The following is a 24596-nucleotide window of genomic DNA, read 5'->3' as shown; positions in this document are numbered from 1 at the left end:
TTTATCCAACTATTACACCATTCTCTTGGAGGGTTTGTACAAATGAGTACACGTATTGAAAAAGACTTTTTAGGCACATTAGAAATTCCAAAGGACGTTTATTACGGCGTTCAAACAACTCGTGCATTAGAAAATTTCCCGATTACTAAAATGACAATGCACCCTGAATTAATTCGTGCATTTGCCATCGTAAAGAAAAGTTCAGCACTTGCAAATGCTGCTATCGGCAAATTGGATCCAGTAATTGCTAATGCAATTGCACAAGCATCAGATGATATCATTTCAGGACTATTACATGACCAGTTCGTTGTAGATCCAATTCAGGGCGGAGCAGGTACTTCCATGAACATGAATACCAATGAAGTAATCGCTAACCGGGCACTTGAAATTTTAGGGGAAGAAAAAGGTACTTATTCAATCATTAGTCCTAACAGCCATGTCAATATGGCGCAATCAACAAACGATGCATTCCCATCAGCTATCCACATTGCAACAGTTTCTACATTAAATAATTTAATTATGGCAATGGAAATGATGCGCGATAGCTTCATCAGAAAATCAGTAGAATTCGATTCAATCGTTAAAATGGGTCGTACGCATTTACAGGATGCTGTACCAGTACGTTTAGGCCAGGAATTCGGTGCCTATGCTGCCGTTGTTTCTCGTGATATCGCCCGAATCAAAAAAGCGCAGCAAACAATGCTGCAAATCAATATCGGTGCAACTGCAATCGGGACAGGCCTGAATGCGGACCCTGAATATATGAAAATGGCAGTAGAAAACATCGCGACTTATAGTGGTTTCCCGTTCATTAAAGTAGACAATTTAATCGATGGTACACAAAACACCGATACGTATGCTGAAGTATCATCCATGCTAAAAATCGCCATGATGAATATGTCGAAAATCTGTAATGACTTACGCTTAATGGCATCAGGTCCAAAAGCCGGTTTCGCAGAAATCCGCTTACCGGAACGTCAACCAGGTTCTTCAATTATGCCAGGTAAAGTAAATCCGGTTATGCCGGAAGTTATCAACCAAATCGCGTTCCAAGTAATTGGTAACGATGTAACGATTTCACTTGCTTCAGAAGCAGGACAATTTGAGCTGAATGTAATGGAGCCAGTTCTCGTATTTAATCTGCTACAGTCAATTGAAATTATGACAAACGGCTTCACAGTATTTACAAAATACTGCCTGGATCATATTGAAGCAAATGAAGCGCGTCTGCATGATTTTGTAGAGCGTTCAATCGGTGTTATTACAGCACTTGCGCCGCACCTTGGCTATGAACGTTCAAGCCAAATTGCACGCGAAGCACTGCATAGCGGTAAATCTGTACGCGAACTTTGCTTAATGTACAACTATTTCACACTTGAGCAGCTCGATATTATTTTAAATCCATTCGAATTAACGCAACCAGGTATTGCTGGTGAACGTGCATTTGAAAAACAACAATAACATGTAAAACGAAAGCTCCGCCGAAATATTTCCGGCGGAGCTTTTTTCTTTACGTATAGAGCACTTCTTTTGCGAGTGAGATTGCACGCTTACTAACTTCCAATTTGTCGCCGTCCGCGTTCAGTTTCACAACACCATTTGGCTCATCAAAAATGGATTTCAGCTGTGCTTTCGGTTTGACTCCAACCATTACTGGTCCTCTTTCGGCCTCATCAGTTCGCAGCTTTTCCTGCTCTCGTGCGACACTTTGTTCTTCACCGATTTTCGGGAAGGCTGTAGTTTGTTGCTGTAAATTTCGGGGACGTGTCTGATTATTTAAACTTGAACTCCCTGTGCCAACAGATCGAATCATAAAGATCCTCCTTCATCTATCTTTTCTTACTTTTTCGTATATCAATATCCGCGTATATTTCGACTTCCTGTAGTGCCTGATTCGCTAGCTGATCCGCCTCACCATTTAGTTTGCGGTCGATATATTGATACTCCGGTCGGAGCCCAATCTTTTGCAACTTCGCATCGATTTTATCCGCCCATGTGGAGAGAACGCTATCGGTTACTGCCCATTCACCGTTCATTTCATTAATGACGACTTGGGAATCGCCGTAAATCTTAATTTTTTGATGATGGACACCCATTTCTTCAAGCTGTTCAACTGCAAGATTTAATGCTGCATATTCCGCTTCATTGTTTGATGTCAAATACTCCGCCAGCTGGTTCGTCCGCAAGCGATAGTTTTTCCCATTCTGTTTATAATAGACGACAATTCCTAAACCGGCCAGCTTTTCTTCTCTATTAAATCCGCCATCAAAGTACACTTCGACTTCGCTAGGTTCTGTTTCAAGAGATTTCAAATATTTTTTCAGCTCTTTCAATGTCCATGTACTGTCATGTTCATCTGTCATCACTATATTTTTTGTACGTCCTGTATTTTCCATATCCAGTACAAGCGTATAGGCATGTGCTGCCGGAATTGCCTCACTTCGCCATGTAATTTCCTGCTTCGACTTTGTCATGTATTGCCATTCAATCGTCAATTCCAATAGGCTCTCCCCTTCCATTTGTCGCTTGCTGCAAATCTTCCTTATAAAACCAGTTAATACACAATGTACTAACCATTATACCTACTATTAACGGTGGTGATACAAAAAATAAGAATTTCTCACTGCCAATAGGTGCTTTCATAAAGTATCCGAATACGACTGGCTGCAGAAAACAAAAAACAAAGCTTGTTAAGTAAAGTGCCCGTTTACTGTAATTTTTACGCATGATGTACAGGACATAATACCAGGGAATCACGACAAAAAAATAAATCGGCAAAACATAAATGATAATGGACGCGGCCGTTCCGAATGTGAACATATGATTCACATAAGGCAATGAAAATGCGATAAAGGCAATGACCGCCATGACATAAGGTAAAAAACCTGTTAAAATGATTTGCCAACTCTTCATCACATTCCCCCTATTTTTCATCATTATACCAAACACCATTTGCCTATACAAAATTTGCTTTTACGGGTATAGTACAGGGGGTGATAAAATGAAGATAAAATTTTATGAAAATAATGAAAAACGCGTATTAGGCATAACATTAAAAGATCCTGCATTTCCCGAGAACAATAATATGGCACTCCATGTCTGCAAAAACGAAGCGGATATTATCGAAAACCGCCAACAGCTTGCCTCACTGCTGCAAACGGAGTTAACCGATTTTGTATGCGCCAATCAAACACATAGCGCCAACTTCTTCCGTGTGGAAAAATCCGAAATCGGCAAAGGAGCTATCGACAATGCATCCGCTGTTCCCGAGACCGATGCACTGTATACGTATGAACCGAATGTCGTGATCTCCAGCTTTACCGCAGATTGTGTACCGGTTTTATTTTATAGTGAAAAAACAAATGTCATCGGGGCTGTTCATTCCGGGTGGCAAGGGACGATTAAGGAAATTACATTGAAGCTGCTGCAGCATTTACAACAAGAAGAAAATTGTGATTTAAGTGATGTGAAAGTAATGATCGGACCTGCAATCAGCCAGGAAAAATTCGAAGTGGATGCCGATGTACAGGAAAAATTCAAAGCACTCGGATATGCGGACGAATTTATGTACTGGAATGATGAAACAGGCAAATTTCATATCGACAACCAGCTAACCGTGAAAAAACAGTGCATGCTTGCAGGAGTGCCTGAAAAAAATATTACGATTGACCGTATGTGCACATTTATAGACGATGATGGATTTTCCCATCGCCAGGACCGCTCAACAGGCAGACATTTGAGCTTTATTATGCGGAAGGAATAGATTCTTTTAAGAAGAATATGCGAAAAACGGAACACCTACAATTCAGCAGGTATTCCGTTTTTAATTTTAAAGAAGTTAAAAAACATAAAAACTGGAAAGGTCATGGTGCTACCAATTCAACCTTAATTCTATCTGGATCTTCAAAAAATACAGCGTAATAATTTTCCCCTCCTGCATAGGGATGTTTATCCGTATAAAGGATCTTAACACCATTCCCTTCTAACTTTCTCGTCATATCATCTACCTCTTGACGGGAGCTTGCATGGAAAGCCAAATGGTTTAGGCCAACACGACTTCTATGGTAAGGTACATCCAAAAACCGTTCTTCAGCTTGAACGAATACAATATATGTAGCTCCGAGTTTCCAACTATGTCCGCTTTCCCATGATTGAAAAGATTCATATCCCAATTCTTCTAAAAACCACCCCCAAAAATTGATGGAACTTTTTAAATCAGAAACATACAGTTCAATATGATGAATAAGCCCTTTTGACATTGGATGACTTCCTTTCTATTACTAAATAGTTTAATTTAATCGTAAGATCTTTTATCCGATCTTCTAGAATTCACCTGATATGTAACGCCATAAATGATATTGAAAGCGAAAGTAAGATTTATTGGATTCAGAATAATCCAAGCCTTGTCCACTTCAAATGCGATCAGTAATAAAATCCACATATTCCCTACGACGAAATATGCCACAATCATAGGCCAACTAAAAACTTTGTCCAGCATGGTACCCCCTATAAATAAAATCCTAGCGATATGATTCATATCACTAGGATAAATTAATTTAAAGATTACAGATTTTCAATTTTTCCAACATCTTCTGCAGTCAATTCGAAATCGAAAAGATCCAGATTAGCTGCTTGGTTTTCACGGTTGTGTGATTTCGGGATTACAACTACACCGCGCCCAATTTGGTATTTTAATAAAACTTGAGCACCAGTTTTACCGTATGCTTTACCGATTTCCTCCAACACTTCATCTTGGTGTTGTTCTGTTTTCATCGGCCCCCACGCTACAGGTGTAATGCCCTCTTCTTGCAATGTCTCAAGTAATTCTTTGTTTTTTTCTATTAAGTTAATTTGTATTTGATTAACGGCCGGCTGCACTTTCGCGAATCCCTTCAAATCATTCAAATGATTTTTCTTAAAGTTCGAAACACCGATTGCTTTAAGTTTGCCCGCCTCATAATATTCTTCAAAAACTTCCCAAGTGTTTTTAAGCTGTTCTTTGTCTTCAATCGGAGCATGGATTAGAAGCAGGTCCAAATAGTCTGTTTTAAAGTTTTTTAGACTATTATCGATTGCTGCTCGCGTCTTTTCCTTTGAAGAAACATTTTCTTCTCTCGCAGGTACTTTTGTCGTAATGAACAACTCTTCACGAGGCACAGTGCTTTCTGCTAAAATTCCCCCGACAAGTGCTTCGTTTCGATAACTAATCGCTGCATCTATTGAACGGTATCCCAGTTCAAGTGCTGATTCAAGTTCAGGAATATCATTTTTTAATTCACCATTATAGTCTTTATTTACTTTCCCGTACGTATTTGTCCCCGTACCAACAATCGGCATTTTTACTCCATTATTCAGTGTGATATATTCCATAGTTTAGGCACTCCCTTTGCATCTAACAATATTTTTCCTGCTCACTCTATCATAACGAATAATGAAATTTTCAGAAAGTAATAGGTAAAGGTCTTCGCAAAATAATAGATTTTGATACAACAAACCAAATTACAACATCGAAAGAAAATAAAAAATACCACTTCCCCGTAAGGAAATGGTATTCATCAGTTTGGCTATTTCTCTTTAAAAAGATCCGTGCTGTGCGGTACATGCTTTTTCGCTGTCGGGTCAATATACAACCGCGCTGCACTGATGGCAACCGGTGCTTCACCGAATCCCGTTGCAATCAACTTCACTTTTCCGTCGTATGTTGTGACGTCCCCAACAGCATAAATTCCTTCGATATTGGTTTCCATTTTTGGGTTGACGATAATGGAATTTCTCTCGATTTCTAAACCCCATTCTTTAATCGGTCCTAAAGAGGATTTAAACCCATAGTTTACGATGATGTCGTCAACTTCAAGTGTTTCTTTATCTCCTTCTGCATTACGGATCACAATTTGGTTGATGCCATTTTCATCACCAGACAACGCATCCGGCATAAAAGGGGTTTTGATTTCCACACTCGAATTGAACAGATTTTCTACACTGTGCTCATGCGCACGGAACTGATCTCGTCTATGCACTAGTGTAACTTTCTTAGCGATAGGCTCAAGCATAAGCGACCAGTCAATGGCAGAATCGCCACCACCGAAAATGACAACATTTTTATCTTTGAAATCACTGATATTGTGGATGAAATAATGAAGGTTTTTGCCTTCGTAGTAATCGGCTCCTTCAACTTCCAACTTTCTTGGCTGGAAAGCACCAAGGCCTGCTGTAATGATGATTGTTTTTGTATAATGTATTTCTTTATTGGTTGTCAGTTTAAATATGCCATCTTCCAACTTATCAATGGCTTCAACACTTTGATCAGTTACGATTGCCTGTTCAAAAGCCGACATTTGTTCCTTCAGATTATTGACAAGTTCCTGTGCACGGATTTTTGGAAATCCTGCGATATCATAAATATATTTTTCCGGATAAAGTGCTGCAAGCTGCCCACCTAATTGTGGCAGACTTTCAATTAACTTCACTTCAAGCTGGCGCATGCCACCGTAGAATGCCGTAAACATTCCAGCAGGACCTCCACCGATAATCGTTACATCATATAACTTTGAATCTTCCATCATATTATTGGCCCCAATCATTTTAAGAAATTAGAGTGCTATTGTTTTCAAACGGTTTTAACACTTCCATTGTACGTTTCCACTACAATATTTTTTAAAACACATGTTGTAATTCTATGTTGGAATATTCTTAGCGAATTTAAACTTCGATTTTGATTGTCATTCTTGCTCAGTATGATTCTTTATCCACAATACCGGTTGTTTTACAATTTCACACGCTGTAGTCGTAATGCATTCAACACAACCGATACGGAACTGAATGCCATTGCAGCACCTGCTACCCAAGGAGCAAGGAAACCGAGCGCGGCAATTGGAATACCGATAACATTATAGGCAAATGCCCAAAACAGGTTTTGTTTAATATTCGTCATCGTTTTACGGCTCATTAATATCGCATCGGCAATACTGTTCAGATCCCCGCGAATTAATGTAATGTCCGCCGCTTCCATCGCTACATCCGTACCCGTACCGATTGCCATCCCGATATTGGCTACCGCAAGTGCCGGTGCATCATTAATACCGTCTCCAACCATTGCAACATTACGTCCTTGTTGTTTCAAGTTTTCGATTTGCTGTGCCTTTTGTTCCGGCAGTACTTCTGCAATGACTTCATCAATGCCGACTTCCGCTGCAATTGCTTTGGCAGTACGCTCATTATCCCCTGTAAGCATAATGACTTTCAGACCAAGCGCGTGCAAACGTTTTACCGCTTCAGTAGATGTTTCTTTTACCGTATCCGCCACAGCAATGATAGCTGCAAATTCTTTATTGATCGCAACAAGCATCGCCGTCTTCCCTTGCTGTTCCAATGAAATCAGCTGCTGTTCAACCGATTTATCAATACTAATTTGTTGATCTCGCATCAGCCTTCTCGCACCAACGGCAACTTCTGTATTGTCCACTTGAGCTTCAATGCCAAGCCCAGGAAGTGCCTGGAAGCCGGAAACAGCCGAAAGCGAAAGTCCACGCTTCAACACTCCTTCAACAATTGCTTCGGCCAATGGATGCTCGGACTGTTTTTCTGCTGATGCAACAATGCGAAGTACATCCTTCTCATCAAAATTATTAAACAGGACTACATCTGTTAATACCGGCTTCCCGTTAGTTACAGTACCTGTTTTATCTACTACAATCGTATCGACAAAACCTGTCTGTTCAAGGTGTTCACCACCTTTAAACAATATACCGAGCTGTGCGGCACGGCCTGAACCCGCCATAATCGAGGTCGGTGTCGCCAAACCGAGCGCACACGGACATGCGATAACAAGAACGGCAATCGTCGCCTCAAAGGCCTGGATAAATTCTCCGCCGATCAGCCACCATAACAGGAATGTCACAACAGCAATCCCTACAACGATCGGTACAAAAATATTGGAAATTTTATCGGCAAGGCGCTGAATCGGCGCTTTTGATCCTTGTGCCGACTCGACGATTTTAATAATTTGGGACAATGCTGTTTCACTGCCAACTTTCAATGCCTTCATTTCCAGTGCACCATTTTTATTCAGTGTGGCACCATAAACGAAACTTCCGATGTTTTTTTCCACCGGCAAACTTTCACCTGTCAGCATCGATTCATCCACTGCTGAAGTTCCGGAAACGACTTCCCCATCGACAGGAATTTTTTCACCTGGCTTCACTCGGACTATATCATGTATGCGTACTTCTTCAAGCGGTACAGACTGCTCGACGCCATCACGGATGACAAGCGCTGATTTCGCCTGCATCCCCATCAACTGCTTGATTGCCTGAGATGATTTGCCTTTTGCACGTGCTTCAAACAGTTTGCCTAATAAAATCAGTGTAATAAGCACCGCGCTCGTTTCAAAATACAGGTGCGGCATATGGCCATTCGGATGTGCGAGCATTTGATAAATACTGTAAAAATAAGCCGCACTCGTTCCCATTACGACGAGCACATCCATATTTGCAGCACCACTGCGTAATGATTTATATGCCCCTACGTAGAATTGCCAGCCAATAATAAATTGAACAGGTGTTGCTAATACTAGCTGTACCCAAGGATTCATCAGAATGTCTGGTACATATAAAAAGCTCGTAAATGAAAAATGGGCAACCATCGTCCATAACAGCGGCAATGATAAAATTGCTGCGGAGATGAATTTAATCGTTTGCCGTTGAATCGCTTTTTCGCGATGATCAACCGGATTTCCTTCAACGACGGGCTGTGCGCCGTACCCAATCTTTTCGATCCGTGCAATAATATCGGATACCGAAACTTGCGAAGGGTTAAATTCGACCGTCGCTTTTTCCAATGCCAGATTCACATTTGCCGAAGCAATTCCATCCATTTTTCCGAGTACTTTTTCAATTCTTGCCGAACACGCCGCACACGTCATTCCATCGATTGTGAAGTCCGCTTTCTCTTTAACGACATCATAACCGAGTGCCTGAATCTTTTGCACGATATCGTGTGCTTTAATAACCGTTTCATCATATTGAATCGCCGCTTTTTCAACCGCTAGATTGACGTTCGCCGACTCAACTCCATCCATACGGTTCAGCCCTTTTTCAATCCTTGCCGAACATGCTGCACACGTCATACCTGTTACCTGCAATGTCAGTTCTTTTGTCATTTTCTCACCTCTTTATACCTCAAGGGGGTATAAAATTTTCTAAAAAGAGAGGTTCTCTATAGAAGAGAACCTGAATCATTTGAAAACCTCAAATTAAACAACGTCATAACCTTGTTCATCAATTGTTTCTTTGATTTGCTCAACAGTAACGGCATCTTCGTTATACGCAACTGATACCTTTTTCTCGGCAAGATCAACTTTTACTTCCTGTACACCAGCTAACGCGCCTACGCTCGTTTCTACAGATTTTACACAATGACCACAAGACATCCCATTAACATTTAACGTTACATTTACCATACTTGAACACTCCCTATTTTTTCATCATTTTTTGAATAGTTACGACAAGCTCGTCCAAAACTTCCGTATCGCCTTCATTCAGACGATCTACGACACAGCCCTTTAAATGACCTTCAAGCAAAATTTTCGCGACACTGTTTAAAGCAGATTGGGTTGCCGATAATTGTGTAATGATATCATCACAATACACGTCTTTATCAATCATACCTTTAATTCCGCGAATTTGCCCTTCGATACGATTCAATCGCGTCGTTAAATCTTTTTTTATCGGTTCAGGATGATGACTTTTACGACAGCTTTCTTCATGTGTTTCCAATTGACTATCGTTTTCATGAATCATTCAATCAATCCCCCTTACTTGAATTCAGATTATCATACCTATTAGGGGTATGTAAAGCATTAAGAAAAAACGTTGAAGTTCTCTAAAAGAACCCCAACGTTATTATTTTTCAAACACACCATAATGGAACTTAGCTGTTAATCGTACATCCCGCTCAAACTGGTATTTTTCAAACCAGTCCGATTTATAATGTGCCTTTAATACAACACGGTTTTTGGCCACACGCTTTGCCTCGGCCACCCATTCATCCGTTAAAGTCAAATGCTTACCGGCATAGCGCAGCGCTTCAAAGTTCGTTGATTCTTCAATGACTTCCTCGAACATCGGATCCATGTAGACGACATTAAAGCTGTCATCTTCTTGTTTTTTTAAATAGTCCAGCGCATTTGAATGAACGACTTTGATATTACGCATTGATGCAGTTAATGGAAGTTCAGTCGTATCATACGTTTGCATTCCTGTTTTTACAATAAACGACACATTTTTATCTGCTTCTACACCGATCACTTTACCTTTTTCACCTACAACATAGGCAGCCAATAAGCTGTCAGCACCGATCCCAAGGGTACAATCCAAAAATGTATCCCCTTCCTGCAATGCACAAGCAGAAAGTAATGGTTCATCTTCACCCCGGGCGACACGTTTCAGACGAAATGCGGCTGAGTTCGGATGAAAAAAGAAAGGCGCCTCGGTACCTTTCGCATAGTATTCAAAACGATTTTTTCCCGCAACAATGACATTGGCATCATACACTTCTGAAAGCTTACGAACCGAACGTTTTTGGCGCGGAACAATTCTTGCCTGCAATTCCCGACTTGCAAATTCAGCTAACTGAAGCGATTGCTCGTCCGGTCTGCCTGCAGTTGTGACGATTGTTACTCGGCACATACTTGTTTTAACACATCTGATAAATGATCACGGATTTGTTCCATTGGATGACCTTCGATTTGATCACGTGGAATGAAGTACGCTAATTGGCCATCTTTTAATATTGCCATTGATGGCGAGCTTGGCGGTACTTCATCAAAGTATCCACGCATTGCTGCAGTCGCTTCCGGGTCTTGACCAGCAAATACTGTTACAAGCTGATCCGGTTTTACATCTGCTACCGCTTCACGAGCAGCTGGACGGGCAAGACCTGCCGCACAACCACAAACTGAATTGATTACAACTAAAGCCGTTCCTTTAGTTTCAGCCATAAATTCGTGTACGCTATCTGCTGTTGTTAATTGTGTAAAGCCTGCACCCTCAAGTTCCGTACGCATTGGCTGTGTTACTTGACGCATATATTCATCATAAGCATTTGTCATTTTCATTACCTCTTTCTGTTATATGTATTCACATCGCTCATTATATCAATCATAGGACAAGTTGTACAAAAATTGGATTTCAATGAATTACTTACAACTATAAGTTTCTCTCAAAAAATCATACCTATTAAGTTTAGTCAAATATATCGCTTTCTATTTATGTATAAAAATTTAATATTTTACAAATTATTGAATTTTATAATTTTAGCATGTTTCGACATATATCTCTTCCGAAATAAGATAGGATGAAACAGTTGTCATTTTATTTCAACAAAAGTTTAAACCTACCAACTACTACTGAAGGGAAATGTATCGATGAAATTTTTACTGTTTAAAAAGCTATTAAAAATACGAATTGAGACTAAAAGAAAATTGATGTACAAAAAAGCAAAAGATTTAGGATTCACTCATCCGGAAGTCGTGAATTGCAGTCAGGAACTGGATGAATTACTTAATAAATATTCGGATATTGCAGCTTAATTAAAATGAAGGATTACATATTGTTTCGCTTCTAAATATTTTGAGTTAATATCGATTTATTAATTGCACATAGTTTATTGAATATCAATAAACTATGTGTTTTTCTTTATCATTACTTTGCTTATATTTATATTATGTATCTCTCTTCAAAAAGAAAACCAATTTGCGAAATAAAATTTTATGAACACTTTACTAATCTACCGTTTTCTATATGTATGAATTGAAATTTACTCAACACAAAATCATTTAAAATAGTGTTCCTATAGGTAAAAAAATAGCCCTCCACAAATCAAATGTGGAGGGCTTTATTTATTTTGTTTTAACATATTCTGAAATTCCCTTTCTAATTAAATACATACGTTTTAATTTATTTAATCTAGGATTACTTTTCACAATATTTTCAAAAAAGTTTGTTGCCCCCATTCTTTTTAAAGCTTTCATCAGTATTCACCTCCCTATCTGTAATATAACATAAATAGTCAGAATATTCCACAAAATAATCAAATAAATGATAATTTTTTTTATTTAATAAGATTACATATATTCAAGCTTGTAATTCTCTCGCTTTTCTATTTACCGGATGTACCGCCAAAATATTATCTACAATAAAATTTCGTTTTGCATGACGGGTAAAGCAATACGCTTGCACATGATCACCTGAAATTTTAATTAGTTTGATTCGACGCTTTGTTATTGACTGATCTTTGGCGATATACACAATATCCAAAATTTGATTGTATTGCATCGCCTTTGTTAATTGTTCCTTCATCCATTACACCTCGCTCTTCTACATTATAGAACAAGTGTTCTGTTTTTACAATTATCAAAATTACCCATTTAATGAAAGTTCTATTTTGATTAAAAATACAAAAATATTGGATTGTATGTATGGATTTCGCAATTTCTTTCCATGCTGTTTCATTATTGTTTGACACGATTTTGTTCGGGAATAGGAACAATACTTTACTTCAATATTTAGGAGGGGAACTATTGGAAAAGTATGATGTCATTGTTGTAGGTTCTGGCTTGGCTGGTTTAACGGCTGCCCTTGAACTGTGTGAAAAAGGAAAATCTGTTGTTGTATTGGAAATGAATCATGTAATTGGGGGAAGGACATCTTCATGGGATGAGGATGGAATGTTAGTCGAGTCTGGATTGCACCGACATATCGGCTATTACAAAGCTTTACCTAAAGTGTTGAAAAAAGCGGATGTCGATGTGGATGACATCGTCCAGTGGGAAGAACAAATCGATATCCGCATAAAAGGTAGTAAAGAAAACAAAACATTTGGAATTTCTCCTGTATTTGGTCCGATTGAAACGTTAAAAGGGATAATCGGTAATAATGATATTCTGCCACCTGGGGATAAACTAGCACTAGTTCCCTTCTTCACAGATGGATTTTTACAATACACTCAAAACCCTGAAGAATTGGACAAATACAGTTTAAGGGAATTCGCCAAAAAGCACAATATTAGTGAAGAAGCATTGCATAATCTCCTTATACCTTTAAGCACGGGCGTATTTTTCCTGCCTCCTGAACGATACTCTGCAAAAGTATTTTTCGGTCTTTTCCTACCGGGAGTCAGCCGGTTTTATAAATTGAGAATTGGTTCGTATCTTGGTGGAATGACTGAAGTTTTGGCTAATCCTCTTGCTCAACATATAACTAAACACAACGGTATTATCCGGACAAATACACCAGTTAAAGACTTGGTTATGCAAGAGGATTCAGTAACAGGCGTAGTCTTGGAAGACGGGCAGAAGCTGACTGCAAAGCATGTCATTATTGCTGCCAATCTCGGTGGGGCTAAAAAGATATTGAAGAACCATTTTCAAAACCATCCGTTCTTCGAAAATATTTTCCGTTTACCGACAATGCCTGCTGTCACTATTCAAATGGAGTTTGAGAAGCCTGTACTTCCCGTCGACCGCACGACATTTGGTCCGCTTACTTCACTTGCCAGCTTTGCCGAGCAGTCCAGAACTACGTTTAAACATGTACCGGGCAGAATGTCGATCATATTGACACCGCCGGAAAAGTTTCTCAACATGGACGATAAACTCATTTTGGAACAAGTACAAAAAGACGGTAAAACATTAGGGCTGGATCTGGTAAATGGATTGACTAATTACCGCGTAATCAGCCATTCTGAAGATTTTCATAGCTTAGAGCCGAATTATGATCATTTGCGGCCTAGTCAAGAAACACCAATAAAAGGTCTCGTACTCGCCGGTGATTATACTCGGCAGCCATTTTTCGCAACAATGGAAGGAGCTGTTATTTCAGGTGAAAATGCAGCCCGACTTATTTTAGAAGAATCTTAAAATCCCTTACTTTTAAGGGATTTTTTTGTTCCAAAGTAGCCTAACCATCTGTCTTTGTAATAACATAACCCTCTCTATTATGTTAAAATAATAAAATTCGAAGATAAGAAGGCAGGTCCACCGATGAATATTTACCCCTATGAAAAGAAATATGCAGCGCAAATTGCGACATTGCTCAATGATTTTTTACCATTTGAACCAGAAACGTCCGAAACTGTTGATCACGCTGGTGGCATCCGTTATATTGCGGTTAATGAACAGGATGAAGTTGTCGGTTATATCGCAGGTTATGAAATAAAGGATTTCAACAAGGAGTTCCCTTACTTTCTTGAAGAACTGCAGCCGTTAAAGAAACTGGTCGCATCAGGCATCAGTTATTATACAAGCCATTTTGTCGTTCATCCAAACGAACGCAAAAAAGGAATTGGTACAAAGCTTGTACGCGCTTACCTAGAAGCCGCACAACTGATTGCAAAAACAATTGTTACAGTTGGATGGGTACAATCCGATACAAATCGCTGGGCAGCAGAGCGACAATTTGCAGCACAGGGCTTTGAACCCTTTATTTCCATGCCGCGCTATTTCGAGCCGTATCAAGTCGATTGCCCAAGCTGCAAAGGAATGTGTTATTGCGATGCACATATTTTTGTAAAGTAAGTGCTGATTTGATCAGAGGTCCTAATAATGAATGTAACAAAAAGTATATAGAAAAGCAGGAACGTTGAATTACCAATGTTCCTGCTTTTCTCAAACTTCGAATTTATTTTGTGCTACTTTTAACTGCAAAAAACTTAATAAACAAAGGTAATAGGAAGATAAGTAACACAATTAAAAATAACCGATCAGACATGATTCTCCAAAAGGCTGTGTTAATAATATAAAGTGTAAGGAGTATTACATATTATCATATGCTCTTTTACTAAACAGAATAGGTTTCTTCAGATAAATCATTAAAAATAAACCTAGCATTAGCGGTTTATATATTTAGCGTTGTTCAAGCTCGAATCGATTTCATGCGTCAGAGTCTGCTCTGAAAGAAGACGGTTGGATATGAACATTCACAATGGAGCCGATTCGCTGCACATCTACAAAAAGAGAAATTTCGTATTCAACATTTGATTCACAAAATGTTTCATAGCACAATTTGTCGATTACTATATTGTTAAACCCAATATGGAACGTACCTTCTTCATGCCCGATAGCTTGCACACGATACAAGTTAGTACCTGGATCTCTAATGACTGTAGCTATCTTTTCTATATCTTTTCTTAATGGTGTATGCTTGCCTATGTTGTATTGTTGTCCCATATCAAATAGATCAGAAGTTTGTTCTTTCACAACCCTCACTTGATAGTAAAAGCTACTATTGTTCGGTTTCACTTCAATTCCGTACCGTACTTGTACTCCCCCGACCATAAGAACAGTAGCAATATACTGACCGGGTTGGTCTATATTGATACAAATATCGTTACCATCATTACATTTTTCGAACTTCACATTTTCAGACAGCTTTTTTCCATCCATTGTTGTAAATGATACGTTTTGAACAGATTCAAACGATACTTCACGTGATTTACTTATTTCCTTCCCTAACCAGTATATCCTTAAATCATTCCATAGCGGTAAAGCCGCTTCTCTCGGCAGAGAATCATCGGTGTCTTCCAGCGTCAGCTTCAGCTCGCCATTTTCTTTTTTACTATGCACATAATATTTTTGAGAAACTTGCTTGTTTGCCTTTTCCCCAACGACCACGAGTGTACTCTTTCCTTCTTTCAAGGGGATTAACTGGACCTTATCTCCCGTGTAACCTGTTGATAGATTTTTCCCGCTCACTACGATTCCTTCAAAAACACCTGCGTTTATCTCATTCGCTCCAACATTAAAAATTCGATCCCAATTTAAGTCGTTCGCCTTTAATGTCAGCATAGACGGTTTTGCTTCTTCAGATGCTTTCAACAATTTGGCTGCTTGTCCTCTCGTGATGAAAGCATTGGGGCTAAACTTGTCAGCCGATGTACCTCCCGTGATGCCAAGTTTATAGATAATATAAATATTAGTGCTATGTGAATTGGCATAATAGTCAACATCTTTGAAAGGGTTTTTACTTTCATCGAAACTATAGCGTGGCAGATCGAACGCTTTGACAAGTATCGATGCCATCTGTCCGCGTTTGATTGGATCATTTGGCCCATAACGCCCATCGCCATAACCGTTGATGATGCCTTCTTCTGTCATGGCTGCAATTGCTTTATAGTAATTATTCGCAGTTGAAACATCTTGAAAGCCTGGATTTTTTACGTTTGAAGTATCCAAGTTGATCATTTTCGCGATAATTGCGGCAGCCTGTCCTCTTGTAATGGTATTTCCTGGTTTGAATGTACCATCTGGATACCCTCCGATAATATTACGTTCTGCCAAATCATTAACCGCTTCGGCAAAGTACTTTGATGAGGGCACATCTGAGAATTGCTTTGTGCTCGCAGCAAACGTCCCCGATAAAGACAGGTTACACACAAGAAATAGTATGCCTAATACAGTAAAAAGTGTATTCTTCATTTTCTTTCTTCCTCTCTTTTCCTTTAATAGATTTGATTGAATTAAAAAAATTATTTGCTTTTGCAACTAGGAATTGTCGAGATTTCATACTAATCGTTCCCATAGTTTTTAATTTCACTTAACGCTGTGCTGGACACCTACTAGCGATAAGTCGTAACGTGGGCATTCTAATTCAATTCTTCTAAAATCTCTACCAATCAGTAGTGCGCTGTACTGACGGTAAAAATGGAAATTAGTTTCACATTATTTCTCTAAAAAATTTATAAGATTGAAGTATAGATAGATATTTAATTAAACGTGCCTATCATAGTCCAACTTTTCAAACAAAAAATAGAAAATCAAAGTGCTATTTTATTTTAAGTCTTTTAAATCTGTACAAAAGCAACTCTAATTGTTGAAAAAAATTACTAAAACATAATTAAGCATCAATAGCGCAAAATAATTTCGAGGTGTTTAAATGGTAACTGCCAAAAGGATTTTATTTATTATTTGTGTAGTGATTTTTAATATAAGTATTGCTCCATTTTGCAAAGCAGAAGAATTAAATGAAGCTAAGAGTTTAGAGGAAAAAATTGAAGACCTTAAAGAAAAATTAAATGAAGCAGAAAATCGTCTTCAAAATCTTGAGCCTTCCAAACCTGAAAATATTTCTGACCCTCCTTGGAAAGAGCAACCTTTCCCATCAAATATAGTCCAAATTTCAGAAGTGATGAAAAATGGAACTAAAATTCCTTTTGAAGTGATAGTAAATAAACCTGATTATAAAAGACCTGCATATGAGGAACACTGGTATAGCAGGACAGGAAGATGAAGTTATATTCCTAGTAGGGTCCATTATGCCCTGCACCGATTATTTACAAATTATGATATTGGAATCTCTGGTTGGTATGATTTTGAACACAACCTCGGCTTATCTATCCCCATGTTTCAAAATGAAAATGATTTGGACCTTTATATTGTTGCATTTCAAACTGAAATTACCGATGTTTATACTTTAGGTAATCAGGTCGTTGTTGTCGGTCATCCAAAAAGAACTGGTGTTCAGGTTATTACAGTTAAAACCGGAGCAATAAACCCACTTAATAAAAAGGAACCTTTACTTATACAATTAGCAACTCAATCAGGGGATGAAATTGATTATTCTTTAATTTCTTATATGCCTCCTGACTTTTGGTCAAAGCAAAAGAAAAACTAAATGAGCGTAAGCGTAAAAAAAGACAAAAAACTCTCTTGCATAAAGAGTCTTTTGTCTTTCAGTATTAGTCAGAGCTATTCCGACCTTGTATAAGTGAATTTTCTATTGTTAATTCTGTCCCTTTATTTATACATTAACCGGACCATTGTTAATCTTCGTTAACGACTCGTTCACTGCAAAGATTTTGCTGTTGATGGCTGTTATACCGAAGCCCTTTAGACGCTTTGAATGCATTTCCAAGTATGCTGCAGCAGTTTCCTTTGTTTCAAACAAATAAATACCACCCGCTTCGCCAGCTTCCGCATCCTCTGTCCAAATTTTCCAAAGCATGCCTTCTTCTTCATTAATACTTTCTGCCAATCCTTTAAACCCCACAGCCATTTCTTCTCCGAATGGACCGTCCATTTTGAAATCTACTTGTAAAATATATGCCATTAGAAGTGCCTCCTTTTTTCTATACACTCTAGCTTATTTCTTTAGTGTCCTGCAAAATCCTTCTCTTCGTTATTCAATTTCCTGCACTTCACAATGCATCGCATCTTTTGCTTCATGCCAAGGGACACTGTAACCCTTCCCTTTTGCACAGAAAATGCTCGAAGAACTATATTCCGGATCGGCGTTTTTATTGTAGCCAATCTGTTCAATGATTTCTTCGCTGTTATGGCATACATCATAGCCATCGAATTGCAGTGTTAACGCACCTTTCCCGTTTGTATAAGCGGCAAATTGAGTGGAATAATCCATAAAGGTTGCTACAGGAGCCCGCCCGTATAATGTTACGGTGTCTTCTGTTAAAATCGGTGCTTCGAATGTTCCGCTTGCCTGTTGGATATCGGACATCATCCGGCCGATATGGTCGTTTGACGCTTTCATCTTAAATCGGTAATAAGGCTCCAACAGTACATTTCCCACTTGTTCAAGCCCTTGCCACAATGCTCGAAACGATGCTTCCCGAAAGTCCCCGCCTTCTGTGTGCTTGTTATGTGCACGTCCAGTTAGCAGCGTAAAATGAATATCCGTTACCGGAAAACCTGTAAGCAATCCGTGATGGTCCCGCTCAAATAGATGCTTTACTATTAACCGCTGATGCCCGATAGTTAAGTCATCAGCATGGCACTTGTTCGAGAATGTGTTGCCTGCACCACGCGTGTTCGGTTCCATTTTCAGATGCACTTCCGCATAATGCTTTAGCGGTTCAAAATGGCCATAACCGACTGTAGATACAGCAATCGTTTCTTTATAAAGAATTTGCGGTTTGCCGAATTGCACGTCAATTCCGAAGCGGTCCTTCACCAGTTCCGTTAATACTTCCAGCTGTATCGTCCCCATAACATGAACCGAAATTTCCTGGAATTTCTCATTCCATACAACCCGTAAACTCGGCTCCTCCGCTTCAATTTCACGGAAAATCCGGTGAAGTTCTTTAATATGTAATTCACCTTCGTACATTACTTTCGCCTGCAATGTTGGGACCATTTCAAATTGGGCAGGATTTGCTTCTGTAGCCCCCATCACATCACCAATTATCGGCGTCATGAGTCCCTTCACCGCAAAAATATCACCTGCCTGCACTTGCTGAACCGTCGTAAAACTGTTGCCATTATATAGCCGGATTTCCGTTACCTTTTCGGTCTTTTCACCGAATGTAAATTCATCACGCACCTTTAAAACACCCGATAAAGCTTTCATAAATGTGAGGCGCTGCTGATTGTCATGGCGAATTTTATAAACTTTCCCTTCAAATGATCCGTTCGCATCGAATGTTGTTTCTGTCAGTTTCGCAATCGTTTCGAAAAATTCCAGTACCCCTTCATCTTTCAGAGCTGAACCCGACATACAAACAAAGGCCTGTTCCTTTTGTATCATCTCTTTCAGCTTTGCGGTACAGTCATGCTCCGTTAATTCGTCAGCAAAATACTTTTCCATCAGCTGCTCGTCACGTTCCGCAAGCCACTCTTTTACTGTAGTATCAATGCCATTGTTGTACAGGAGGGCATTTGGGGATAGGTCTTTTTTAATTGCAGCCATTACTGCATCAACATCCGCTCCTTCACGATCTATTTTGTTAATGAAGATGAATGTCGGAACATGGTGTTCCCTCAGCAAATGCCAAACCGTTTCCGTATGCCCTTCAATTCCATCGACCGCACTGACAATGACAATGGCCGCATCCATCACATGAACCGCACGTTCCATTTCCGGTGCGAAATCGATATGACCCGGTGTATCGATCAGTGTGTACACTTGCCCGTTGTAATCGATCCGTCCCTGCTCCGCAAAAATCGTAATCCCGCGCTGACGTTCAATCGCATGATTATCTAAAAAAGCATCTTGGTGATCGACACGACCTCGCTTTTTAATCGCATTTGTATGATAAAGTAATTGTTCGCTAAATGTCGTTTTGCCAGAATCGACATGAGCGACTATCCCGATAGTAGTATGCAATAGTATTCCTCTTTCTTTTTTTAATTTTGAATTACTGTAAGGTCATTGTTGTGAAAGAAAATAATTTCTCATTTCTTCTGGCATTTCATCTATATTAATAATCTCCAACTTGGTAGTACCAGGCGTTGTTTGAATCAAGAAACTCTTCTCATCAAACTCAAGTATTGTAAACTGCAGCACCATATTAGGACTAAATTCTTTCTGTATGTATTCGACAATCTCGGCATCGAAATTTTCCCCCTCCATAAAGAGCGATTCCGGATTTTCAGTATTTCTTAAAGTTTGCATCAGTTCCAATGAATTGGAGGGGTTGGTTAATAGCCATTCAAATAGCGGGATAGATACAAGAATTAATACGGCAATGATGGCAACTACTTTTTTCATAAATTAACCTCCAGTATGGATAAAGCTTGCAAGTATTTACATTTTAACAGAAGATGTATGATTTTGATTCTTTCATAGAAAAAAGCCGTTCTCCTAATACATCGAGTAATAGGAGAACGGCTTGTCTATGTCATTAGAAATGAAAATCATCTTCGCAAATAACCATTTCTTTCGGGTCATATGGTTCGATATGGACAAGTGTTGTCGCGTAAGGATTCAACTGCTTCACTTCATTTTCAATTTGCTCTGTGATCGCATGCGAATCCCGTACATTTAGATGAGGATTGACACTGACCGTGATGTCGACAAGTATTAAGCTGCCGTGCTGTCTGCCACGTACATCGGTAACAGCACGGACACGCGGGATTTTCGAAACACGATATTCAATCGAGCTGATCAATTCCGTATCAAATCCGTCTGTTAACGAGAACACCGCTTCTTTGAAGATTTCTATCGCTGTTTTTATAATGATTAAACCGATAATAAAGGCAGTAATCGTATCGACAATCGGGTAACCTAATATTGCTGCAGAAATACCGATGGCTGTTCCGATACTGACAAATGCATCAGAGCGGTTATCGTAGGCTGCCGCTTTAACAGCAGAACTGTTAATTCTTTTTGAGAGGTTCAAGTTATATTTATATACTGCAAACATGACTGCTGCACTAAACACGGCAACAATAATTGTTAAAATGGAAGGATCCTGGTCGATCGGATTGGCGATTTTTTCAGCTGCTGATATAAGGACCTCGATACCGACATAAATCATAATAAATGATGCGACAAGTGATGCGATCGTTTCTGCACGAAAATGTCCGTAGCGATGGTCATCATCAGGTGGTCGCTGGGAAATTCTGAGCCCGATTAAAACGGCTACTGAAGCAATAATATCCGTTGTATTGTTTAATCCGTCAGCCTTTAATGCTTCTGAATCCCCTAAGTACCCTGCCGCTAATTTGAGCGCGCTTAAAAATATGTAGGCAATAATCGATAAATAGGCACCTTTTTCGCCCGCTCGTAAATTTGTATATTGCTCCAAAATGTTTCCTCCCTGAAAAACTTCTTTAAACACGAAAGAGGTTACCCCGCACAAAATCGAACGGGATAACCTCTTTTACATATCGTTAATAATAGTATACCAAAAAATCGGAGGAAAACATACATTCAAGAAAAATATTATTTTATTATAACTTTCTACTCAATCTAAACAATCCTTGTCAATTATCATAGTTTTCGGTTTTGTCCGATGTGACGGCATAGATATGAACGATTTGACCTTCTTCCGACAAAACGATGCCATTCAATTGACCTGTAAAATAACATCCACCGTCTATTCCAATATATTTTTGATCTTTACTAATCCAAATATCATTGCATTCATGAATATGTTGTAATGGTGTATGGCCAAATACATTGATATATGGTGTTTTATTTTCGTTTTTATAATGCTGGCGAATCCATAAGAAATTTTCATCGTCTGTTTCCTCAACTGTCGCAAAACTCGAATCAAATCCAGCATGTGTCAACAACAGATTCCCTGCAATTTTATATAATTTGCCGTTATTTAAAAAATCCAATTCCTCTGCAAATTTCTCTTTTACGATCTCCGCTTGTTCAATCGGGTCCAGCTCACTTACTTCAATCGGTAAATATTTTAAAAATGAAGCCATTGTTTCCCGACCGCCATATTTATAATAGAAAGCGTGCTTTTGTCCGGGATTGTCGAGAAAATCCAGCAGCATCGCTTCATGATTCCCTTTACAAAAAATAACCTGCTCCCCGTACTGCCGCTTTAAGTTCATTACTTTTTGCACGACCTCATAAGACCTTGGTCCCCGATCGATTAAATCGCCAAGTAAAACAAGTGTATCCTTTTGATTCCAATATGTTAATAACTTTTCAAATGCTTTATATTGACCGTGGATATCACTAATAATGAAATAATTTTTCATATTGCACCTGCTTTTCTGCAACCTATTTTGCGCTTTTTACTGCCATATTCGGTTTACAACAGTTTGATTATTGCTAAACTCTATTTCAATGACATCCGGATTTGACAGCTGCTTCCATTCTTCAAAACCAAAATCCGATTGAAAATGATTGAGTAGTAATGACATTATATTGCCGTGTGTAACAATCGCCAATGACATATGAGTACTTTGTTTTAATTCTTCTACAACTTCATTAATGCGTTGTGCGGCATCATTACTTGATTCCCCGCCCAGGAATTTTAAATCCTTGTCGATATAGGTTTGTTGTAACTTTTCATACCAGTCGGGAAGATCTACACTGCTTAATACCCTTTCTTTTAGACGATCATCTAATTTAAACGGAATATTATTTTGTAAAACAAAAGACTGGATTGTCTGGACTGCCCTTGTATAGGGGCTTGAAATGACTCGTTCTATATTTAAGTGCTGTAAAAATTCTGCTAAACGCTCACTTGCTTCCTTGCCAGCCATAGTTAAACATGCTTCCGGTGCCTGTCCCTCAGCTTCACAATGACGAATTACATACAGTTTCATATCTGAAATCTCCTTGCACTTCATGATAAGACTTACTACCACTACATTATGTATAGCCACTTACTCATATACAGTATAAACTAATACATACAAATAATAGAAGACGTGAGGTAACAAAAAATGGAAGATTGGATAAAAAATTTACCAAGTCCTGCAATTGAACAGATTCTTGAAACTGCCTTTCAATGGTTTGTTGTGGTCGATAGAAATGCCAAAATTATTTATCTGAACGAAGATTACTGTAATTTTCTCGAAGTAAAACGTGAAGAAGCAATCGGAAAGCATGTTGCAGATGTCATTGAAAATACAGAAATGCATCTCGTCCTTGAAAAAGGAACACCCGATATTGCAGCACCTCAATATATTAAAGGTACCTATATGCTGGCCAATCGAGTCCCCATTATAATTGACGGAGAAATTATAGGCGCTTTCGGAAGTGTGACATTCCGCGATTTAAATGACTGGAAAAAGCTAAGTTCTCACGTTCGAAAGACTTTAGATCAAATTGAAACAAGTATGAAACAATACCGCGAATCATTTTATAGCCTTTCAGACATTAAAGGCACTTCCAATGCGATGCGAAAAATTAAAGAGACGATCAGGATGATTGCTCCAACAAAACTGCCTGTTTTAATCGAGGGCGAAACCGGGACAGGTAAGGAAATGTTTGCCCAGAGTATTCATAGGTTATCCGACCAGGTGGATTATCCTTTTGTAAAGATAAATTGCTCCACGATTCCGAAAGAGTTGCTTGAATGTGAATTATTTGGAAAGTGGGATGCTTCTGCACAACGGTTAAAGCCAGGAGGAATTCAAAGAGCACAAGGCGGTACCTTATTTATCGAAGAGATTAGCGAACTTCCAACAACTTTACAGGCAAAAATTTTAAAAGTCATGCAGGATGAAAAAGTTCAACCGGCTGGAACAGATGAAGAAATTCCCGTTGATATTCGTTTAATAGTAGGTTCAAATGTATCTCTTGCTGGACTGGTAAAAGAAAAGCAATTTCGGGAAGATTTATTTTATCTTATACAAGCCATTACGTTACAAATTCCCCCTCTCCGTGAGCGGATAGAGGATCTTCCTGAATTAATACACACATTTATGCACCAGTTTAGTTCCGAAGTGAGTCGTCGGGATATGAAACTTAGCCGAAAAACATGGATGTTGCTACAACAGTACAATTGGCCAGGTAATGTTCGGGAACTCCAAAATGTATTGCAGGCAATGATCCATTTATCAAATGGAGAGCAAATTAATGAAGATGCATTGCCAATTTATATTCGACGACAAAAACCGGAATATACTCGACTTAATGGAACTTTAGAAGAAATCCTTTATCAGGTAGAAGAACAAATTTTACAAGATTACCTTGAAAATGAGAAAGATAAAATGCGTATTGCCGAGAAGTTGGGCATCAGCCGATCAACACTTTACGAAAAAATAAAAAAACACAACTTATGACCTAAATTCCGATATTCTGGATTAAATTCCGAAATATCGGATTTTTTTATTTTCTATTTTTCTTGTTTTTATGCCCTTTCTGCAAGTAATGTCCGATTTTCCGGAATCCTAC

General features: G+C 38.9%; 28 protein-coding genes. 8 read left to right on the top strand and 20 right to left on the bottom strand.

Annotated elements, in window-relative coordinates; translation table 11 throughout:
• Nucleotides 1-42: 42 nt before the first annotated feature.
• Nucleotides 43-1461 carry an aspartate ammonia-lyase gene (gene aspA / locus MKY71_RS07780; RefSeq protein WP_339199083.1) on the top strand — a complete coding sequence of 473 codons (1419 nt, stop codon included), beginning with the start codon at nt 43-45 and terminating at the stop codon, nt 1459-1461.
• A gap of 49 nt (nt 1462-1510) precedes the next feature.
• Here aspA and MKY71_RS07775 read toward each other — a convergent pair whose 3' ends face one another.
• From MKY71_RS07775 to MKY71_RS07765, 3 genes are read right to left on the bottom strand one after another with little or no spacing between them, the layout of a single operon-like run.
• Nucleotides 1511-1813 (bottom strand): DNA primase, encoded by a 303-nt coding sequence (locus tag MKY71_RS07775; RefSeq protein ID WP_339199082.1) that lies wholly within the window; start codon nt 1811-1813, stop codon nt 1511-1513.
• Nucleotides 1814-1829: 16 nt separating this feature from the next.
• Nucleotides 1830-2501, bottom strand: a complete 672-nt coding sequence (locus MKY71_RS07770) for a DUF771 domain-containing protein (protein WP_339199080.1) — start codon at nt 2499-2501, stop codon at nt 1830-1832.
• A complete protein-coding gene (locus MKY71_RS07765; protein WP_339199079.1) occupies nt 2485-2913 on the bottom strand; it encodes an ATPase in 429 nt (142 codons plus the stop codon). The genes MKY71_RS07770 and MKY71_RS07765 overlap by 17 nt, the downstream gene beginning before the upstream one ends.
• A gap of 88 nt (nt 2914-3001) precedes the next feature.
• Between MKY71_RS07765 and pgeF the strand changes: the two genes are divergently transcribed.
• Entirely contained in the window at nt 3002-3763 is a 762-nt protein-coding gene (gene pgeF / locus MKY71_RS07760; RefSeq protein ID WP_340732096.1) for a peptidoglycan editing factor PgeF, read from the top strand.
• Nucleotides 3764-3863: 100 nt separating this feature from the next.
• Here the strand turns inward: pgeF and MKY71_RS07755 are convergent, their stop codons facing one another.
• The 8 genes from MKY71_RS07755 to MKY71_RS07720 all read right to left on the bottom strand — a co-directional run bounded on the left by MKY71_RS07755 (nt 3864) and on the right by MKY71_RS07720 (nt 11107).
• Nucleotides 3864-4259, bottom strand: a complete 396-nt coding sequence (locus MKY71_RS07755) for a VOC family protein (protein WP_340732095.1) — start codon at nt 4257-4259, stop codon at nt 3864-3866.
• 304 nt (nt 4260-4563) lie between these two features.
• Nucleotides 4564-5370: an aldo/keto reductase gene (locus MKY71_RS07750; protein ID WP_340732094.1), complete on the bottom strand. Its 807-nt coding sequence runs from the start codon at nt 5368-5370 to the stop codon at nt 4564-4566.
• Nucleotides 5371-5564: 194 nt separating this feature from the next.
• The gene (locus tag MKY71_RS07745) at nt 5565-6563 is read right to left on the bottom strand and encodes an NAD(P)/FAD-dependent oxidoreductase (protein WP_340732093.1); all 999 of its coding nucleotides are present in this window, start codon (nt 6561-6563) and stop codon (nt 5565-5567) included.
• A gap of 200 nt (nt 6564-6763) precedes the next feature.
• A complete protein-coding gene (locus tag MKY71_RS07740; protein WP_340732092.1) occupies nt 6764-9157 on the bottom strand; it encodes a heavy metal translocating P-type ATPase in 2394 nt (797 codons plus the stop codon).
• A 93-nt stretch (nt 9158-9250) separates the two neighbouring features.
• The gene (copZ, locus tag MKY71_RS07735; RefSeq protein WP_251688345.1) at nt 9251-9457 is read right to left on the bottom strand and encodes a copper chaperone CopZ; all 207 of its coding nucleotides are present in this window, start codon (nt 9455-9457) and stop codon (nt 9251-9253) included.
• A gap of 13 nt (nt 9458-9470) precedes the next feature.
• Nucleotides 9471-9797 carry a metal-sensitive transcriptional regulator gene (locus tag MKY71_RS07730; protein ID WP_340732091.1) on the bottom strand — a complete coding sequence of 109 codons (327 nt, stop codon included), beginning with the start codon at nt 9795-9797 and terminating at the stop codon, nt 9471-9473.
• 102 nt (nt 9798-9899) lie between these two features.
• Entirely contained in the window at nt 9900-10685 is a 786-nt protein-coding gene (locus MKY71_RS07725) for a class I SAM-dependent methyltransferase (protein ID WP_340732090.1), read from the bottom strand.
• Nucleotides 10673-11107, bottom strand: coding sequence for a BrxA/BrxB family bacilliredoxin (locus MKY71_RS07720; protein WP_339176193.1), 435 nt, complete (start codon nt 11105-11107; stop codon nt 10673-10675). The genes MKY71_RS07725 and MKY71_RS07720 overlap by 13 nt, the downstream gene beginning before the upstream one ends.
• A 315-nt stretch (nt 11108-11422) precedes the next feature.
• On the opposite strand from MKY71_RS07720, the gene MKY71_RS07715 reads away from it, so the two are divergent.
• Nucleotides 11423-11587 (top strand): aspartyl-phosphate phosphatase Spo0E family protein, encoded by a 165-nt coding sequence (locus MKY71_RS07715; protein WP_339199054.1) that lies wholly within the window; start codon nt 11423-11425, stop codon nt 11585-11587.
• Between the two features lie 309 nt (nt 11588-11896).
• Here MKY71_RS07715 and MKY71_RS07710 read toward each other — a convergent pair whose 3' ends face one another.
• Together MKY71_RS07710 and MKY71_RS07705 are read right to left on the bottom strand one after the other, a co-directional pair.
• Complete coding sequence (locus tag MKY71_RS07710; protein ID WP_339176191.1) at nt 11897-12028, bottom strand: hypothetical protein; 132 nt, start codon at nt 12026-12028, stop codon at nt 11897-11899.
• A 103-nt stretch (nt 12029-12131) separates the two neighbouring features.
• Entirely contained in the window at nt 12132-12356 is a 225-nt protein-coding gene (locus MKY71_RS07705) for a transcriptional regulator (RefSeq protein ID WP_340732089.1), read from the bottom strand.
• Between the two features lie 221 nt (nt 12357-12577).
• Here MKY71_RS07705 and MKY71_RS07700 point away from each other — a divergent pair, with 221 nt between their 5' ends.
• Nucleotides 12578-13915, top strand: coding sequence for a hydroxysqualene dehydroxylase (locus MKY71_RS07700; protein WP_340732088.1), 1338 nt, complete (start codon nt 12578-12580; stop codon nt 13913-13915).
• A gap of 123 nt (nt 13916-14038) precedes the next feature.
• Nucleotides 14039-14572 carry a GNAT family N-acetyltransferase gene (locus tag MKY71_RS07695; RefSeq protein WP_340732087.1) on the top strand — a complete coding sequence of 178 codons (534 nt, stop codon included), beginning with the start codon at nt 14039-14041 and terminating at the stop codon, nt 14570-14572.
• Between the two features lie 354 nt (nt 14573-14926).
• Here the strand turns inward: MKY71_RS07695 and MKY71_RS07690 are convergent, their stop codons facing one another.
• The gene (locus tag MKY71_RS07690; RefSeq protein WP_340732086.1) at nt 14927-16471 is read right to left on the bottom strand and encodes an S-layer homology domain-containing protein; all 1545 of its coding nucleotides are present in this window, start codon (nt 16469-16471) and stop codon (nt 14927-14929) included.
• 457 nt (nt 16472-16928) lie between these two features.
• On the opposite strand from MKY71_RS07690, the gene MKY71_RS07685 reads away from it, so the two are divergent.
• Together MKY71_RS07685 and MKY71_RS07680 are read left to right on the top strand one after the other, a co-directional pair.
• Nucleotides 16929-17282 (top strand): hypothetical protein, encoded by a 354-nt coding sequence (locus tag MKY71_RS07685; RefSeq protein WP_340732085.1) that lies wholly within the window; start codon nt 16929-16931, stop codon nt 17280-17282.
• Nucleotides 17283-17393: 111 nt separating this feature from the next.
• On the top strand, nt 17394-17666 hold the full coding sequence (locus MKY71_RS07680; RefSeq protein WP_340732084.1) for a hypothetical protein: 273 nt from the start codon (nt 17394-17396) through the stop codon (nt 17664-17666).
• 126 nt (nt 17667-17792) lie between these two features.
• On the opposite strand, the gene MKY71_RS07675 is transcribed toward MKY71_RS07680, so the two are convergent.
• The 6 genes from MKY71_RS07675 to MKY71_RS07650 all read right to left on the bottom strand — a co-directional run bounded on the left by MKY71_RS07675 (nt 17793) and on the right by MKY71_RS07650 (nt 23020).
• Entirely contained in the window at nt 17793-18101 is a 309-nt protein-coding gene (locus tag MKY71_RS07675) for a monooxygenase (RefSeq protein ID WP_340732083.1), read from the bottom strand.
• Nucleotides 18102-18170: 69 nt separating this feature from the next.
• Nucleotides 18171-20111 (bottom strand): translation factor GTPase family protein, encoded by a 1941-nt coding sequence (locus MKY71_RS07670; RefSeq protein ID WP_340732082.1) that lies wholly within the window; start codon nt 20109-20111, stop codon nt 18171-18173.
• Between the two features lie 42 nt (nt 20112-20153).
• Nucleotides 20154-20495 (bottom strand): hypothetical protein, encoded by a 342-nt coding sequence (locus MKY71_RS07665; RefSeq protein WP_340732081.1) that lies wholly within the window; start codon nt 20493-20495, stop codon nt 20154-20156.
• 133 nt (nt 20496-20628) lie between these two features.
• Nucleotides 20629-21534: a cation diffusion facilitator family transporter gene (locus MKY71_RS07660; RefSeq protein WP_340732080.1), complete on the bottom strand. Its 906-nt coding sequence runs from the start codon at nt 21532-21534 to the stop codon at nt 20629-20631.
• A gap of 178 nt (nt 21535-21712) precedes the next feature.
• Nucleotides 21713-22447, bottom strand: a complete 735-nt coding sequence (locus MKY71_RS07655) for a metallophosphoesterase family protein (RefSeq protein ID WP_340732079.1) — start codon at nt 22445-22447, stop codon at nt 21713-21715.
• Nucleotides 22448-22483: 36 nt separating this feature from the next.
• Nucleotides 22484-23020 (bottom strand): histidine phosphatase family protein, encoded by a 537-nt coding sequence (locus MKY71_RS07650; RefSeq protein WP_340732078.1) that lies wholly within the window; start codon nt 23018-23020, stop codon nt 22484-22486.
• A gap of 120 nt (nt 23021-23140) precedes the next feature.
• Here MKY71_RS07650 and MKY71_RS07645 point away from each other — a divergent pair, with 120 nt between their 5' ends.
• Nucleotides 23141-24484 carry a sigma-54 interaction domain-containing protein gene (locus MKY71_RS07645; RefSeq protein WP_340732077.1) on the top strand — a complete coding sequence of 448 codons (1344 nt, stop codon included), beginning with the start codon at nt 23141-23143 and terminating at the stop codon, nt 24482-24484.
• Nucleotides 24485-24596 lie beyond the last annotated feature (112 nt).

Source organism: Solibacillus sp. FSL W7-1324 (genome assembly GCF_038008025.1).
Taxonomy (GTDB): Bacteria; Bacillota; Bacilli; order Bacillales_A; family Planococcaceae; genus Solibacillus.
Note: the sequence above shows the minus strand (reverse complement) of the source record. Positions and strands in the feature narration are given on the sequence as shown.

Excerpts from the sequence above, each read along its gene's own strand:
- MKY71_RS07755 (WP_340732095.1), bottom strand. The coding sequence starts at position 4,259 with ATGTCAAAAGGGCTTATTCATCATATTGAACTGTATGTTTCTGATTTA.
- MKY71_RS07675 (WP_340732083.1), bottom strand. The coding sequence starts at position 18,101 with ATGGCATATATTTTACAAGTAGATTTCAAAATGGACGGTCCATTCGGA.
- MKY71_RS07745 (WP_340732093.1), bottom strand. The coding sequence starts at position 6,563 with ATGATGGAAGATTCAAAGTTATATGATGTAACGATTATCGGTGGAGGT.
- copZ (WP_251688345.1), bottom strand. The coding sequence starts at position 9,457 with ATGGTAAATGTAACGTTAAATGTTAATGGGATGTCTTGTGGTCATTGT.
- MKY71_RS07715 (WP_339199054.1), top strand. The coding sequence starts at position 11,423 with ATGAAATTTTTACTGTTTAAAAAGCTATTAAAAATACGAATTGAGACT.
- MKY71_RS07750 (WP_340732094.1), bottom strand. The coding sequence starts at position 5,370 with ATGGAATATATCACACTGAATAATGGAGTAAAAATGCCGATTGTTGGT.
- MKY71_RS07765 (WP_339199079.1), bottom strand. The coding sequence starts at position 2,913 with ATGAAGAGTTGGCAAATCATTTTAACAGGTTTTTTACCTTATGTCATG.
- MKY71_RS07710 (WP_339176191.1), bottom strand. The coding sequence starts at position 12,028 with ATGAAAGCTTTAAAAAGAATGGGGGCAACAAACTTTTTTGAAAATATT.
- MKY71_RS07665 (WP_340732081.1), bottom strand. The coding sequence starts at position 20,495 with ATGAAAAAAGTAGTTGCCATCATTGCCGTATTAATTCTTGTATCTATC.
- MKY71_RS07705 (WP_340732089.1), bottom strand. The coding sequence starts at position 12,356 with ATGAAGGAACAATTAACAAAGGCGATGCAATACAATCAAATTTTGGAT.
- MKY71_RS07720 (WP_339176193.1), bottom strand. The coding sequence starts at position 11,107 with ATGACAAATGCTTATGATGAATATATGCGTCAAGTAACACAGCCAATG.
- MKY71_RS07695 (WP_340732087.1), top strand. The coding sequence starts at position 14,039 with ATGAATATTTACCCCTATGAAAAGAAATATGCAGCGCAAATTGCGACA.
- MKY71_RS07645 (WP_340732077.1), top strand. The coding sequence starts at position 23,141 with ATGGAAGATTGGATAAAAAATTTACCAAGTCCTGCAATTGAACAGATT.
- MKY71_RS07655 (WP_340732079.1), bottom strand. The coding sequence starts at position 22,447 with ATGAAAAATTATTTCATTATTAGTGATATCCACGGTCAATATAAAGCA.
- MKY71_RS07725 (WP_340732090.1), bottom strand. The coding sequence starts at position 10,685 with ATGTGCCGAGTAACAATCGTCACAACTGCAGGCAGACCGGACGAGCAA.
- aspA (WP_339199083.1), top strand. The coding sequence starts at position 43 with ATGAGTACACGTATTGAAAAAGACTTTTTAGGCACATTAGAAATTCCA.
- MKY71_RS07685 (WP_340732085.1), top strand. The coding sequence starts at position 16,929 with ATGGTAACTGCCAAAAGGATTTTATTTATTATTTGTGTAGTGATTTTT.
- pgeF (WP_340732096.1), top strand. The coding sequence starts at position 3,002 with ATGAAGATAAAATTTTATGAAAATAATGAAAAACGCGTATTAGGCATA.
- MKY71_RS07730 (WP_340732091.1), bottom strand. The coding sequence starts at position 9,797 with ATGATTCATGAAAACGATAGTCAATTGGAAACACATGAAGAAAGCTGT.
- MKY71_RS07650 (WP_340732078.1), bottom strand. The coding sequence starts at position 23,020 with ATGAAACTGTATGTAATTCGTCATTGTGAAGCTGAGGGACAGGCACCG.
- MKY71_RS07740 (WP_340732092.1), bottom strand. The coding sequence starts at position 9,157 with ATGACAAAAGAACTGACATTGCAGGTAACAGGTATGACGTGTGCAGCA.
- MKY71_RS07775 (WP_339199082.1), bottom strand. The coding sequence starts at position 1,813 with ATGATTCGATCTGTTGGCACAGGGAGTTCAAGTTTAAATAATCAGACA.
- MKY71_RS07680 (WP_340732084.1), top strand. The coding sequence starts at position 17,394 with ATGTTTCAAAATGAAAATGATTTGGACCTTTATATTGTTGCATTTCAA.
- MKY71_RS07690 (WP_340732086.1), bottom strand. The coding sequence starts at position 16,471 with ATGAAGAATACACTTTTTACTGTATTAGGCATACTATTTCTTGTGTGT.